Source organism: Ochrobactrum sp. BTU2, from assembly GCF_024539785.1.
In the GTDB taxonomy this organism is placed as follows: domain Bacteria; phylum Pseudomonadota; class Alphaproteobacteria; order Rhizobiales; family Rhizobiaceae; genus Brucella; species Brucella anthropi.
Map to the genome: position 1 here is coordinate 955,635 of NZ_JAHWRG010000001.1, position 13,585 is coordinate 969,219.

The following is a 13,585-nucleotide window of genomic DNA, read 5'->3' on the forward strand; positions in this document are numbered from 1 at the left end:
CTGTTGTGCCTCAATGCGCGGACGGTTGACGGTTGCGCGCAACGATCTGCGTCGGATTGACGAAACGCAGCGCCAGAAGCAGCCACACCAGAGAGGTGACCATGTAAATGACCGCCATGGCGTCGATCGACTGGACGGAGCGTACCCCGGCAGCGAACACCGAATAATAGAGCGCCACAACGAGCGTCTGCGATGTCGGCCCTGCGGTCAGGAAGGTCAGCTCGAACATTGCCACCGTGCGCACCAGAACCAGAAGCATGGCCGCGAGCACACCCGGCATCAGCATGGGCAGAAGCACATGGATGAAGAGCTTGAACGTGCCCGCACCGAACACGCGCGCTGCTGCCTCGACCTTCGGGTCGATCTGCTCGATGAAGGGGATCATCACCAGAATGACGAAGGGCACAGTCGGCACGAGATTGGCGAGAACGACGCCCCAGAACGTGCCGCCCACCCCGAACTTGTAAAGCACGGTTGCCAGCGGAATGCCGAAGGTTATCGGCGGCACCAGAAGCGGCAGCAGGAAGATCAGAAGCACAAGCTTCTTGCCGGGAAAATCGCGGCGCGCCATGGCATAAGCCGCCGTCACGCCCAGAATGCCCGACAGGATCACCACAGCAAAGACGACCTGAAAGGTGACCAGCAGCACCTGATCGAGCTGGAACTCGGCCCAGGCCGCCGCATACCAGCGTGTGGTAAACGCATCGGGCAACCATGTGCCGAGCCAGCGCGTGCCGAAACTCGAAACCACCACAGCCGTGATAACCGCCAGAACATTCAGCACGAAGAAGCCGGTCACAAGCCAGACAAGGGTGATCCAGAGCTTGGAAAGGATGGATGTATCGCGGATCATGACTATCCCTTTCCGCCTGCGGTGGAACCGCGATAGAAGAGCGAACGCACCCCGAGAAGCGCGCCGACGACGAGCAATTGCACTGCCGCCATGATCATGGCGATGGATGAAGCCATGGAGTCGTCATATTGCTCGAAGGCTGCCTGGGCTGCGGCGATGGAGATCACGCGCGTAGGCCCCGAAGGCGCGCCCAGCAGGACGGCGGACGGAAACACGGCAAAGGCTTGCACGAAGGTGAGACAGGCGGCCACGACCAGCCCTGGCACCAGCAGGGGCAACATGACGTAGCGGAAACGTTGCCAGCTATTGGCGCCATGCGTGGCAGCGGCGCGCTCCAGCGCTGGGTCGATGCCGGTTATGTAGGAAAGCGTCAGCAGGAAGGTGAACGGAAAAACCGTGATGACCAGAGATGCAAAGACGCCCCAGTAATTGTTGGTGAGCTTCAGCGGGTTGTCGATCAGGCCGATATAAATCAGCGTGCGGCTGAACCAGCCCTGCGGCCCCAGATAATTCAGAAGGCCTTCCGCAATCAGAACCGTGCCGAGCGTCACCGGCAGAACGAGGATCGTGGTCAGCAGGCGCTGGCGCGGCATCAGACGCACGCGCATGGCAATTGGAACCGCGAAAAGAACACTGATGACGGTGACGGGAACCGCAAGCCAAAGCGTCGCGCCGATGGTCTTGTAAAGATAGGGATCGGAGAAGAACTTGTGGTAATTGGCCAGTGCACCGCCGCCATCAATTGGATTGAAGGACAGAACTAGCCCGTAAAGAAACGGATAGATGAATACACCCACCACAAAGAGCAGCGCGGGCAGGATCAGAAAGGTGACGCCGTCGAAGCCGTGATTTGCAAGCCGTTGTCGCAAACCGGGCTTAAGCGGTGCATCCGCGTAGGTCTCAGCCACCATCGCTCAGCCCTCCGCCGGGAAAACCAGCGCATGACCAGCATCGACGCCCAACACGATACCACTGCCGGGCTCCACGCCCTGCGGCCCATGAAAGATCAGCTCCATCCCGGTTTCGGTGCGGGCTGTACCGACATATTCGCGCCCTCGATATTCGATGGTCTCGACGGTCGCCTGCAGGTCATTGCGATGACCCGAACCGGACACGACATCATCGCCGCGTGCCATCAGCACGGCATCGTCACCCGGCTCAAGCCCATCCATCGCACGGCCAACGAGTTCGTTTCCCGCGACGGAAATGATCGCCTGCCCGTTCTCGACGCGCACGACCTTGCCTGGCAAGGCGTTGCGGAAACCCATGAAGGCGGCGACATCACGATAGCGGGGCTCTTCATAAAGCTCGTGCGGTTTGCCGACCTGACGGATTTCACCGTCGCGCAAGACCACGATGCGGTCGGCCAGCGACAGGGCTTCGTCTTGATCGTGGGTCACATAGATCGTCGTTGAGCCGAGCTGGTTATGGATGCGGCGGATTTCGGCTCGCATCTCAAGCCGCAACTTCGCATCGAGATTGGAAAGCGGCTCATCCATGAGAACCACCGGCGGCTCGATGACGATGGCGCGGGCAATTGCCACGCGCTGCTGCTGGCCACCGGAAAGCTGTCCCGGCAGTTTTTCTTCCTGTCCTTGCAGGCGCACCAAAGCCAATGCAGCGCGTGCACGTTTTTCTATTTCGCTTTTTGCCAGACCGCGCATCTTGAGACCGAACCCGACATTTTGCAGGACATTCATATGCGGAAACAGCGCATAGTTCTGGAACACCATGCCGAAACCGCGATCCTCCGGCTTCAACTGGTCCACGCGCCGTTCATCGATATAGATGCCACCGCTCGTCGTGCCGAGAAGTCCGGCGATGCAATTGAGAGCCGTCGATTTCCCGCAGCCGGAAGGTCCCAGAAGTGCGATGAACTCGCCTTTCCGGATTGTGAGGTTGATTTCCCTCAGCGCATTGAAAGTTCCGAATGATCGGCTCATCCGGTCGAGCCGGAGTTCTTGAAAGGACATTGACACAAGCACCATGATTTAGAATTGGCGACTATCAGCGGCCAGTGGCGAGCCCTTCACGGCCCACCACCCAGCCTTCGGTCAATCAACCAGCGGCGACCTCTTCGTCCCAGCGGCGGAATGCAGCGACCAGCGCCTCCGGTTCGAGCGGCAGCTCGATCGGATTATTTGCAATCCAGTCGGCATACTCCGGACGGCCAAACTCCGCGATGATGTTCTGGCTTTCCTTCGGCGCCATTTCGATGGTGACGTCCTTCACAGCAGGACCCGGATAGAAATAACCGGCATCGTAGGAATAGGCCTGCTGGTCGGGCTTGAGCGAGAACTTGATGAACTCCATCAGCACTGCGATTTTTTCCTCGGACACGCCCTTGGGAATGGCGAAGTAATGCGCATCGCAAACCCAGTGGAAGCCTTCCAGCTTGCTGACGCCCATTTCCTTCGGCACCACACCGAGCGCACGCGGATTGATGTCCCAGCCAGTGGTGGTCACCGTCATATCGCGCGTGCCTTCACCCAGTTCCTTCATGAGCGCGCCCGTACCTGCCGGGTAGTATTCAATATTCTTGTGCAGCTCCTTCAGATAGGCCCAGGTTTTGTCCCACCCCTTGACCGGGTCCTTCGGATCACTATCACCCAGAAGATAGGGAAGCCCCATCAGGAAGGTGCGCCCCGGACCGGAATTGGCCGGGCGAGCATAGATGAACTTGTTCGGGTTTTCCTTCGTCCAGGCCAGCAGTTCTTCAGCGGTCTTGGGCGGTGTCTTCACCTTGTCGGGGTGATATTCAAGAAGGGGGCCAGATGGATAATAGGAAACCACAACGCCCTTGCCCTTCGACATTTCCTGCATACGCCATGCGGGTTCAAGATAGATATCCTGAAGATTCGGCAAGCCGTTATCCGGCAACGCGATGATGTCGGTCCATATGTCATCGGCAAGTCCGGCGGAAAGCGCATCCGGCCCGACGATCACCATGTCGATATCGATGCGGTTGGCGCGCTGTTGCGCCTTGATTTTCCCCGGTAGTTCCGGCGCCGGTGCCTTGTTGAAGGTAAAGCGCGAAACCAGCGCTTTCTGCTCGGCAGCGAAATTGTCGAAGATCGGCTGGGTCAGAGCAAGATTGCCTGCAGCATCGATGACGTTGAGCGCCACCGGCGAAGACGGCAGTTTCGCCGACTGTGCCCATACGCCTTTCGGCAGCATGATACCCATGCCAGTTGCAATTCCGGCCCCCGCCATGAATGTACGACGTGAAATTCCCTTATTCATGTTCTCCTCCACTTTTTGGTTTCCGGTGCGCCCCTCTTCTCCCTGTCAGGACGGCCGGGTTTCATTTGTCAGACAATGCCATCAGTCTCCCAGCCCGAGACGATTGTCTGGAGCACCTCGCGATCATTCGCTTCAAGCTGTGGCAATCCGGGTAGTCGCACTTTTCCGACCTCAAACCCCTGAATTTGCAACGCTTCCTTCACAACAGTCACGTTCGCGCCATTACGGTACTTGGTGCGCATGGTCTCGAAATCGGCAATGCTTTCGACTACCGCCCGCGCTTTTGCGAAATCTCCCGCTTCCAGCGCATTCCAGACCGCCAGCGAACGCTTCGGTGCAACATTCACGAGGCCAGAGGTAAAGCCGCGGCCACCAAGGGCATAGAAAGGCAAGGCCCAGCTTTCCGCCAAGCCGCAGATCCAGGTCGCATCCATGCCTTTTGTCGCCCGACAGCATTCGAAGAAGAGCATCGTGTTTTGCGATGCAAACTTGACGCCTGCGACCTTGGCATGGGTCGCAAGGCGCACCATTTCATCGAGCGGAATCAGATCCGAACGGATATAGGCAACGATTGGCAAGTCTATGGCTTCGGCAATCGCAATGAAATAATCCACCTGCGCATGCGGCGCCGCAAAGGGATCAAGCGGATGATGGATCATCACGCCATCGGCACCTTCGGCTTGTGCTGCTTGTGAAATCCTGATCGCATCACGCACGGAACGGCCAGCTGCGGCTGTCACTGCAGCCTTGCCATTTGCCGCTTTCACCGCGATAGCCTGCAAGCGGATGACCTCATCCACAGTCATGCTGTAGAACTCGCCCGTATTGCCGCCGGTAACAATATTATGCACACCGGCGCCGGCGATCCGCTCGACAATTTTCGCCGTCAGCGCGTCATCGATTTCACCATCTGTATCATAGGCAGTCGCGTGCACACCCGAAATGCCCCGAAGCACCCGGCGGTATTCCGCTAGATCCATTATTTCCTCCCAATGTACTGGTCAGAAGACCAGTTCGATATGCGTGTCTCCCGCTTTCACGATGTGTTCGCGCATCAGACGCTCAGCCAGATCGCCGTTACGTGCCGTAATTGCCTTCATGATTGCTTCATGCTCGTTGAAGGACTGCCGACGCACATCCTCGCGCGACAGAACAGTCACCCTTGCGGCGTGGTCGTACATGCGCTGTGCATTTTGCAACCGGCGCAGATATTCACATCCCGATGCCTCATGGATGCCGTCGTGGAACTTCTCGTTCAGCTCGATCAGCTGATCGACATTGCCTGCCTCGACCGCCGCCCGCATTTCTTCAATCACCGCGCGAAGAAAGCCGAACGCCTCCTCGCCGCCATGCTTGGCCGCCTGCCGCGCAATGATGCTTTCAAGCGCGGCACGAGCGAGCGTCATCTCTTCGGCCTGCCGCGCATTGAACGAGACGAACGTTCCACGACGGGCCTCCGTGCGCACCAGCCCTTCTCCTTCCAGCTGGCGCAGCGCTTCTTTCAAAGGGCTCGTGCTGATGCCCAGATCGGATGCCAGCTGCCTCTCATTCAGCTTTTCGCCGGACTTGATCCGCCCGGAAATAATCGCCTCCCGCAGATTGTCATGCACATGGTCTCTGAGGCTCTTCACCTTGATCGGAGAAAGGGGGGAAACGTTATCACCCAAGGCAACACCTGTTTGTCACTGAATTCACGCTCCGATCCTGAAACAGCGAATCTGATATGTCAATATCTGATACATCAGATATCAAAGGAAACTCTTCCGCTCGTTGTCAGACAATAAAAAAGACGGCCAAAGGCCGCCTTTCTTAAGCGTATCCTGATGTGCAGATCAGCCTATTCCGCCGCTGAATAATGCCCCTGATCCAGCCCGGCCTGCGCAATATGCAGGCGCTTGTAGCGTCCGTCCTTCATGGCCAGAAGCTCGGCATGACTGCCCTGTTCGGCGATCCGTCCGCCCTCCACCACCAGAATGCGGTCGGCATTGACGATGGTTGCAAGGCGGTGTGCGATCACCAGCGTCGTGCGCCCCTGTGAAAGCTCGGCGAGCGATTGCTGGATGGCACGTTCGGTTTCCGTATCGAGTGCGGAAGTCGCCTCATCGAGGATCAGGATCGGCGGGTTCTTCAGGAATATGCGCGCAATGGCCATGCGCTGCTTCTGCCCGCCGGAAAGCTTGACGCCACGCTCACCAATAACCGTGTCATAGCCTTCCGGCAGATTGGCAATCACGCCATCAAGCCGCGCGCGGCGCGCGGCCTCGACGATTTCCGCGTCAGTCGCATCAAGACGGCCATAGGCGATGTTTTCGCGGATCGTTCCGGCGAACAGGAACACATCCTGACTGACAATACCGATATTCGACCGCAGAGACTTCAGGGTCATATCGCGAATGTCGCTGCCGTCGGCAAGAATCGCGCCCTTCGTCACATCATAGAAACGCGGCAGCAGCGAGCAGATCGTCGTCTTGCCTGCACCGGAAGGACCAACAAAGGCAATCGTTTCGCCAGCACGAATGGAAATATCGAGACCGTCGACAATGGGGCGCTCGGTACTATAGCCGAAACTGACATCGCGATATTCGATATCGCCGGTCAGACGTGCAACGGACTGCGCACCGGGGCGGTCTGCAATATCCGGGCGCGTGTCGAGAAACTCCGTATAACGCTGAAAACCGGCAATGCCTTTCGGATAGGTTTCGATGACCGAATTGATCTTTTCAATCGGGCGGAAGAACACATTCACCAGCAGCAGGAAGCCGACAAATCCACCAGCCGTCAGTTCGCCGCGCACCACGAACCATGCGCCTGCCAGCATCACCACGACCTGCACAAAGCGCATCGACAGATAGGACAGAGACATCGACGCGGCCATGATCTTGTAGGCGGCGAGTTTGGTGGCGAGATACTTGTCGTTGCTCTCCGCGAAAAGCTGGCGTTCATGATCTTCGTTCGTGAAGGCCTGAACGACACGGATGCCGCCGACATTCTCCTCGATACGCGCGTTGAAATCACCGACGCGCCGGTAAAGCGCGTGCCATGTGTGCGTCATGCGTCCGCCATAGCGGGCGGTGACATAGGCCGACAGCGGTACGATGACGGCGGTAATCAGCGCAAGCTGCGGATGCACCCACAGCATCAGGATGAAGGCGCCGATCAGGGTCATGATCGCGATGAAGACATCTTCCGGTCCGTGATGCGCCACTTCGCCGATCTCTTCCAGATCCTTGGTCAGTCGCGCCACAAGATGGCCGGTCTTCTGATTATCGAAGAAGCCGAAGGAGAGTTTCTGCAGATGATCGAAGGCCTTGCGGCGCATCTCCGTCTCGATCTTGATGCCGAGCATATGCCCCCAATAGGTCACGATAACCTGCAGGAAGGCATTGACGACGTAGATGGCCAGCAGGCCGACCGCAGCAATGGCGATCACGCCAAGCTGGCCGGTCGGCAACAGCTTGTCGATGAAAAGCGTAACGGCAACCGGAAAGGCAAGCTCAAGCAGGCCGGACGCCACGGCGCTGGTAAAATCCAGCGCGAACAGCCCACGATGCGGACGATAATATCCGGCAAAACGTTTCAGCAATCCAGCCATGGCACGGTTCCCTCAAGATCATTCAGAGGGTGCCTAACTCATTCATCTCCCTATTAAAAGGGTAATTTGACCAAAGAGTTCAAGATTTGAATGCTTCTGCTGCCTTTTGTCCGGAATTTCGCCGCCCGGAATGATTTTCCTATGAATACTTCGTCATAATACGATCGTGGAAAATCATTCCCAAAACCATCATTGCAACGAAGAGCCATACCTGCGGCATCCCCATGGACAGTGCGGACACGACAGGGCCTGGACAAAAGCCTGCCAGCCCCCAACCCGCACCGAAAATGGCAGAACCGGTAATCAACCGACGGTCGATCTCAGTATTCTCCGGCAGATGGAAAGACTGGTCCAGCACCGGCCGCGCCATACGCCGCTGCAACATCACGCCGGGGATAGCCACCAGGAGGGCACCGCCCAGCACGAAGGCAAGACTCGGGTCCCAGTGACCGCTGGTAATATTCAGAAAACCCGTCACCCGCGACGGATCGATCATGCCCGACAGCGACAGGCCAAAACCAAAGATCGCGCCCGCAAGCAGCGTCATGGCCAGACGCGCATATGCCGACTGTTTCATAGCAATGCTCCCGAAATGCTGGCCACCACGATGCCGGTTACAAGAAAGGTGAGCGTTGCGGCTATCGAACGCCTGGAAAACCGCGCCATGCCGAGGATGCCATGACCGGATGTGCAGCCCGATCCCATCCGCGTTCCGATACCGACCAGAAGTCCTGCCACGACGATGACGGGCCAGGACATAGCCATCGTGACCGGGGGAAAGGAACCATAAATTGCCGCATAGATAATCGGCCCCAGAACGAGGCCGACGACAAAGACCGCATTGGCTGGAACCTGTTTGCCGCCCAGAAGCCGCCCGACGATGCCGCTGATCCCGGCGATGCGCCCATTGAAGACAAGCAGCAGGACTGCGGAAAGACCGAGCAACATGCCGCCTGCCAATGATTGCAGATAGGTTGTGATCATGCCCGCTCCTCCGGTGCACAAAAAATGCCGTAAAGCGCCTCGATGAGTTGTGCGGCCTTGGCTTCCGTCAGCCGGTAGAAAATCTGCTTCGCTTCGCGACGGGTTTCGACAATGCCCGCTTCGCGCAGCACGCCCAGCTGCTGCGACAGTGTCGGCTGGTGAATGCCAAGCGCTTCCTCCAGCTCTCCAACCGAATATTCCCGTTCTGCAAGCGTGCAGGCCAGCATAAGCCGCGCCGGATGCGACAGCGTCTTGAGGAGTTCGGCAACCTCGGTTGCCCGCCCCTCCATTTCCGTGCGCGTCATCTTGTTTTCATGGGCTGGCGCTCGGCCCGAAATCGCATCCATCATGGCACCCTATTTTCAATATACAATTAAATATAATGTATATTGTTTTTTACAAGAGAGCCAGAACAATAATGCCGCCGTACAAAATTGAACGGTGGCTTTGAGCTTAATTCTGGAGCAGTGACTGAACGGCGGCCAGTTCCGTCTGGCGCAACTCGTGCCCGCCCGGATGCCAGACCAGCTCGACATCAGCTTTCTGGCGCTCGAAATAATGTGCAAGCGCTTCTGTCAGATCCGGCGGACAGATCGGGTCCATCCGCCCGGCAGTCATCAGAATTTTCGCGCCTTCGAGCGCCGGATTGTCCTTCGGCCTGAATGGCACCAGCGGATGCAGAAGTGCCGCCTTGTCGAACACCCTGCCTTTCTCGATCAGCAGGTTCGCCATGATATTGGCGCCATTGGAATAGCCGAGCCCGATCACTTCGGATGGCTTGTGCTGCGCCACAAGGCCAGCGATGAAACCGGCCATCTTGTCGGTGGCGCGAGCGAGGTCTTCCATATCGTAGACGCCCTCGCCTGTGCGGCGGAAGAAGCGCGCAGCGCCATATTCCGACACATCACCGCGTGGCGACACGATGGTCGCTTCCGGCAAAAGCTGTTCCGCCAGACCGAAAAACTGGTTTTCATCGCCGCCCGTACCGTGAAACACGATGAACAGCGGCGCTCCGTTCGCACCGGCCTTCAGCCGGTGCTCATAGGTTTGGATTGTCATGTTCAATCTCCTGTCCCGACGTCTTCAGATCTTGTCCAGATGCTCTTCGAGATAGCCACGCAGATGTTGGTGCTGCTCCGGCAGCTTCAGCGCTTCACCGAGATGGGCCGTATCCTCGTCGCGGTCGAAACCGGGCTCGTTGGTCGCCACCTCGAACAGCACGCCGCCCGGCGTGCGGAAATAGATCGCCCAGAAGTAATCGCGGTCGATGACCGGTGTGACGTGATAGCCCGTATCCATCAGCGCCTTGCGCACCTCCAGCTGCTTCTCGCGGTTTTCGACGGCGAATGCCACGTGATGCACGGAACCGGCACCCTGCTGGTTGCGACCAACTGCTGGCAAGGTTTCCAGATCGATGACGCCCGCACCATTGCCTTCCGGCATGATGAGCCGGGTGACACCGTCCTTCGCATCGAGCTTCTGGTATCCCATATATTTCAGCAATTCCGAGGTCGCGCCTTCGTCGCGAAGCCGCATCGAGACCGAATGAAAGCCACGGATGGCGTGCTCAGCATCAATCCCCTCATGTGCCCACGGCGCACGCGGATCGTCCTTCACTTCAACCAGTGCAAAACTGTCGCCATCCGGTCCACGGAAATGGATACGCTTTTCGCCGAACGCTTCGTCTTCGGATTCAATCTTGACGGCGGATTGCTCGAAACGATCCTTCCAGAAGCCAAGAGAACCCTGCGGCACGGCAAATACCGTCGTCCCCACCTCGCCCGTACCATCGCGACCGCGCGGCATGCCGGGAAACGGGAAATAGGTCATGACAGTGCCGGGCGTGCCTAGTTCATCACCATAATAGAGATGATAGACACTCGGATCGTCGAAATTGACGGTCTTCTTGACGCGGCGCAGTCCCAGAGTATCGGTGAAAAAGCGGTTATTGGAGCGCGCATCGGCGGCAAGCGAGGTCACGTGGTGGAGGCCCTTGATCTGATTAAGCATGGCTATCTCTCCTGTTGTGTTACCGCCAATATAGCCATCGGTATGATCATTGAAACATTGACAATCATGCACAGATTGTATCGATTTCAGATACAGTTGCAGGCAATGATGATTTCCATCTAGACGTACTGCCCATTCAAAGTTTAGCTACCTGCAACAGCAATATAGAAAGGTTCCCCATGGCGTCCGGCTTGTTCGCGCTTCTCGATGATGTCGCAGCCATTGCGAAAATGGCGGCAGCTTCGCTCGACGATGTTGCAGGACAGACGGCAAAGGCCAGCGCCAAGGCTGCAGGCATCGTGATTGATGATACGGCCGTTACGCCGAAATATGTTGTGGGGCTAAAGCCGGAACGTGAATTGCCGGTCATCTGGAAAATCACCAAGGGATCGCTGCGCAACAAGCTCATCGTCCTGCTGCCGCTGGCGCTCATCCTCGGCTATTTCGCACCATCCTTCATCATGCCGCTTCTGATGATCGGCGGTGTCTATCTGGCCTTTGAAGGAACGGAAAAGCTGGTGGAGTTCTTCATCCCGCACAAGGAAGAGGAACATGAGGAAACCAAGGGCACGACTGCCAAGGAGATTGAGGAAACAACCGTCAGCGGTGCGATCCGCACGGACTTCATCCTGTCGGCGGAAATCATGGCGCTGACGCTGGCGGGCCTGGCTCCGTCGAACATTTATACGCAGGCGGCCATCCTCGCCGCAGTCGGCATATTGATCACCTTCGCCGTTTATGGCGTGGTCGGCATCATCGTGAAGCTCGACGATATGGGTGTTTCGCTCGTGCGCAACAGTCACACTGCTTTCGGCAGGCAACTCGGCAAGGGGCTGGTCGCAGGCATGCCCATCATATTGAAGGTTCTGAGCACTGTCGGCACCATCGCCATGCTTTGGGTCGGCGGCAGCATCATCGTACATGGGCTGGATTCCATCGGCATCCATAGCGTTGAAGCCTTCATCCATTCCATCGTCTCGCACCTGCCGACCGAGGGCACCCGGTTTTCAGCCGCCTTCGAATGGATCGCCACCTCCTTCCTGCAGGCTGTGCTTGCGGTTCTAATCGGCATTGTCGTCGTGATAGCCGTCAACGTCTTCAAGGCCCTGAAAGCGAAGGCCTAGAGCGCGTTTCGATCTGATTGCATCAGATCGGCACCCTATCTGTTTGTTTTCACGCATGTCTTCATCCCGAAACCGGTCGCCACTTTCGGGAGACATGCTCTAACTTCAGGCCAGATAGCGCTTGAACCATTCGATTGTCCGGTCCCATGCAAGCTTCGCCGCCGCTTCGTCGTAGCGCGGTGTGGAATCGTTGTGGAAGCCATGATTGACGCCCGGATAGATGTAAGCCTCGTAGGTCTTGCCGTTCTTTTTCAACGCTTCCTCATAAGCGGGCCAGCCCTCATTGATGCGGGTGTCCAGTTCGGCATAGTGCAACAGGATAGGCGCCTTGATGCGCGACACTTCATCCGCCGGAGCCTGCCTGCCATAGAAAGGCACAGCGGCTGCGAGTTCCGGAAAGGCGACCGCCGCCGCATTGGCAACACCACCGCCATAGCAAAAGCCGGTAATGCCGACCTTTCCGGTCGTCAGATCGCTTTTCATCATGAAATCGACCGCCGCAAAGAAGTCGTTCATCAGCTTGGTCGGGTCGACCTGCTGCTGTAATTCACGGCCCTTATCGTCATTGCCGGGATAGCCACCAACCGAGGTGAGACCGTCGGGCGCGAGTGCGATGAAACCGGCCTTTGCGACACGGCGGGCGACGTCTTCGATATACGGGTTCAGTCCGCGATTTTCGTGCACTACCACGACGGCGGGCAGCTTGCCCTGCAGCTTGGCCGGTCGCACCAGATAGGCTCGAACCTCGCCGTTTCCTTCAGGTGACGGATAGGTGATGTATTCGGGATGGATATCGGGATCGGTGAATTCGACCTGTTGCGCCATCGCATAATCGGGACTGAGCGAGGCGAGTATGGTTGTGGCCGTCATAGTGCCGACCGCAAACTTTGCAGCCTTGTCCAGAAACTCTCGTTTGGTTATCCGGCCATGGGCATAGAAATCGTAGAGTTCGAGAAGTTCTTGCGGGAAATCCTTCGCCGTCAGACGTGTCATGGTCAGCCCTTCCTCTCAAAGAAGGTCAGTCTAGCACAAGGTTGAAATGGAGCCACACCGCTGCCAGCAATGCATATCGGCAGCTTCTTCACATTGATTGAAACCAACTTTACTGCATTCGTCTTTCAAAACAAAAGGCCCGGCAAAAGCCGGGTCTTTTCAATGAATTATATCCGAGAGCATCAGATATTCGGCTCGATCTTGCCCTTGCCTCTAGCCCCGCCTTTATCCTTGGCCGTGAGCTTGTCGATATAGGCGAGGAACAGCGCCGAAAACACGAATGCCAGATGGATGATGGTGAACCACAGCAACTGGTTTGACGTGTAGGTGGTGGCGTTGAGGAATATCTGCAGCAGATGAATCGACGAGATCGCCACGATGGTCGAGGCAACCTTGATCTTGAGCGAGCCCGCATCGATGGTGCCAAGCCAATGCACCTCGTCGCCAGCCTGATCGAAGCGGCTGACGAAATTCTCATAGCCCGAAATGATGACCATCACCACGAGGCTCGCAATCAACGCCGCGTCGATGAGCCCGAGGACTTTCAGGATCGTGTCGGTATCATTCAGCGCGGTAACTTTCGTTGCAAAATCGAACAGCTTGCCCACGAAGGATACAGCATAGATCGCCAGCGCAACGGCGAGACCGAGATAGAAGACAACCAGCAGCCAGCGTGACGCCAGAATGATATTTTCGATCAGAAGTTCAATTCGTTTCATCGATCCGGTTCCAGGTAATCATATCGACACCTCTTAAAAAACCGCGCGCTTTTGGCAAGCGCGTCAG

15 protein-coding genes are annotated in these 13,585 nt (G+C 57.2%); 1 reads left to right on the top strand and 14 read right to left on the bottom strand.

The window, feature by feature from the left end:
- Positions 1 to 10: 10 nt before the first annotated feature.
- From KWJ32_RS04405 to KWJ32_RS04460, 12 genes are all read right to left on the bottom strand, one after another.
- Entirely contained in the window at positions 11 to 853 is an 843-nt protein-coding gene (locus tag KWJ32_RS04405) for an ABC transporter permease subunit (protein WP_012092772.1), read from the bottom strand.
- Between the two features lie 2 nt (positions 854 to 855).
- Positions 856 to 1,764, bottom strand: coding sequence for a sugar ABC transporter permease (locus KWJ32_RS04410; RefSeq protein WP_012092771.1), 909 nt, complete (start codon positions 1,762 to 1,764; stop codon positions 856 to 858).
- A 3-nt stretch (positions 1,765 to 1,767) separates the two neighbouring features.
- A complete protein-coding gene (locus KWJ32_RS04415) occupies positions 1,768 to 2,841 on the bottom strand; it encodes an ABC transporter ATP-binding protein (RefSeq protein ID WP_172488812.1) in 1,074 nt (357 codons plus the stop codon).
- Between the two features lie 70 nt (positions 2,842 to 2,911).
- Complete coding sequence (locus KWJ32_RS04420; RefSeq protein ID WP_231771617.1) at positions 2,912 to 4,066, bottom strand: extracellular solute-binding protein; 1,155 nt, start codon at positions 4,064 to 4,066, stop codon at positions 2,912 to 2,914.
- A 98-nt stretch (positions 4,067 to 4,164) separates the two neighbouring features.
- Positions 4,165 to 5,076, bottom strand: coding sequence for a dihydrodipicolinate synthase family protein (locus tag KWJ32_RS04425; RefSeq protein WP_010658534.1), 912 nt, complete (start codon positions 5,074 to 5,076; stop codon positions 4,165 to 4,167).
- A gap of 21 nt (positions 5,077 to 5,097) precedes the next feature.
- A complete protein-coding gene (locus tag KWJ32_RS04430) occupies positions 5,098 to 5,706 on the bottom strand; it encodes a GntR family transcriptional regulator (RefSeq protein WP_010658533.1) in 609 nt (202 codons plus the stop codon).
- A 227-nt stretch (positions 5,707 to 5,933) separates the two neighbouring features.
- A complete protein-coding gene (locus tag KWJ32_RS04435) occupies positions 5,934 to 7,688 on the bottom strand; it encodes an ABC transporter ATP-binding protein (RefSeq protein ID WP_151609561.1) in 1,755 nt (584 codons plus the stop codon).
- A 139-nt stretch (positions 7,689 to 7,827) separates the two neighbouring features.
- Positions 7,828 to 8,265: a YeeE/YedE family protein gene (locus tag KWJ32_RS04440; protein WP_012092766.1), complete on the bottom strand. Its 438-nt coding sequence runs from the start codon at positions 8,263 to 8,265 to the stop codon at positions 7,828 to 7,830.
- Entirely contained in the window at positions 8,262 to 8,672 is a 411-nt protein-coding gene (locus KWJ32_RS04445) for a YeeE/YedE thiosulfate transporter family protein (protein ID WP_012092765.1), read from the bottom strand. Before KWJ32_RS04445 ends, KWJ32_RS04440 begins: the two co-directional genes overlap by 4 nt.
- Positions 8,669 to 8,977 (bottom strand): sulfite-sensing transcriptional repressor BigR, encoded by a 309-nt coding sequence (gene bigR / locus KWJ32_RS04450; protein WP_029927764.1) that lies wholly within the window; start codon positions 8,975 to 8,977, stop codon positions 8,669 to 8,671. The genes KWJ32_RS04445 and bigR overlap by 4 nt, the downstream gene beginning before the upstream one ends.
- Before the next feature lie 148 nt (positions 8,978 to 9,125).
- Positions 9,126 to 9,731 (bottom strand): alpha/beta hydrolase, encoded by a 606-nt coding sequence (locus KWJ32_RS04455; RefSeq protein ID WP_012092763.1) that lies wholly within the window; start codon positions 9,729 to 9,731, stop codon positions 9,126 to 9,128.
- Positions 9,732 to 9,755: 24 nt separating this feature from the next.
- Positions 9,756 to 10,682: a VOC family protein gene (locus tag KWJ32_RS04460; protein WP_151609563.1), complete on the bottom strand. Its 927-nt coding sequence runs from the start codon at positions 10,680 to 10,682 to the stop codon at positions 9,756 to 9,758.
- Between the two features lie 179 nt (positions 10,683 to 10,861).
- On the opposite strand from KWJ32_RS04460, the gene KWJ32_RS04465 reads away from it, so the two are divergent.
- Positions 10,862 to 11,806: a DUF808 domain-containing protein gene (locus KWJ32_RS04465; protein WP_151609565.1), complete on the top strand. Its 945-nt coding sequence runs from the start codon at positions 10,862 to 10,864 to the stop codon at positions 11,804 to 11,806.
- A gap of 105 nt (positions 11,807 to 11,911) precedes the next feature.
- Here the strand turns inward: KWJ32_RS04465 and yghX are convergent, their stop codons facing one another.
- Complete coding sequence (gene yghX / locus KWJ32_RS04470) at positions 11,912 to 12,799, bottom strand: YghX family hydrolase (protein WP_125334145.1); 888 nt, start codon at positions 12,797 to 12,799, stop codon at positions 11,912 to 11,914.
- Positions 12,800 to 12,981: 182 nt separating this feature from the next.
- A complete protein-coding gene (locus KWJ32_RS04475) occupies positions 12,982 to 13,518 on the bottom strand; it encodes a TIGR00645 family protein (protein WP_125302333.1) in 537 nt (178 codons plus the stop codon).
- Positions 13,519 to 13,585: the final 67 nt, after the last annotated feature.

Excerpts from the sequence above, each read along its gene's own strand:
- KWJ32_RS04435 (WP_151609561.1), bottom strand. The coding sequence starts at position 7,688 with ATGGCTGGATTGCTGAAACGTTTTGCCGGATATTATCGTCCGCATCGT.
- KWJ32_RS04410 (WP_012092771.1), bottom strand. The coding sequence starts at position 1,764 with ATGGTGGCTGAGACCTACGCGGATGCACCGCTTAAGCCCGGTTTGCGA.
- KWJ32_RS04460 (WP_151609563.1), bottom strand. The coding sequence starts at position 10,682 with ATGCTTAATCAGATCAAGGGCCTCCACCACGTGACCTCGCTTGCCGCC.
- KWJ32_RS04425 (WP_010658534.1), bottom strand. The coding sequence starts at position 5,076 with ATGGATCTAGCGGAATACCGCCGGGTGCTTCGGGGCATTTCGGGTGTG.
- KWJ32_RS04405 (WP_012092772.1), bottom strand. The coding sequence starts at position 853 with ATGATCCGCGATACATCCATCCTTTCCAAGCTCTGGATCACCCTTGTC.
- KWJ32_RS04420 (WP_231771617.1), bottom strand. The coding sequence starts at position 4,066 with ATGGCGGGGGCCGGAATTGCAACTGGCATGGGTATCATGCTGCCGAAA.
- KWJ32_RS04475 (WP_125302333.1), bottom strand. The coding sequence starts at position 13,518 with ATGAAACGAATTGAACTTCTGATCGAAAATATCATTCTGGCGTCACGC.
- bigR (WP_029927764.1), bottom strand. The coding sequence starts at position 8,977 with ATGACGCGCACGGAAATGGAGGGGCGGGCAACCGAGGTTGCCGAACTC.
- KWJ32_RS04455 (WP_012092763.1), bottom strand. The coding sequence starts at position 9,731 with ATGACAATCCAAACCTATGAGCACCGGCTGAAGGCCGGTGCGAACGGA.
- yghX (WP_125334145.1), bottom strand. The coding sequence starts at position 12,799 with ATGACACGTCTGACGGCGAAGGATTTCCCGCAAGAACTTCTCGAACTC.
- KWJ32_RS04440 (WP_012092766.1), bottom strand. The coding sequence starts at position 8,265 with ATGAAACAGTCGGCATATGCGCGTCTGGCCATGACGCTGCTTGCGGGC.
- KWJ32_RS04465 (WP_151609565.1), top strand. The coding sequence starts at position 10,862 with ATGGCGTCCGGCTTGTTCGCGCTTCTCGATGATGTCGCAGCCATTGCG.
- KWJ32_RS04445 (WP_012092765.1), bottom strand. The coding sequence starts at position 8,672 with ATGATCACAACCTATCTGCAATCATTGGCAGGCGGCATGTTGCTCGGT.
- KWJ32_RS04415 (WP_172488812.1), bottom strand. The coding sequence starts at position 2,841 with ATGGTGCTTGTGTCAATGTCCTTTCAAGAACTCCGGCTCGACCGGATG.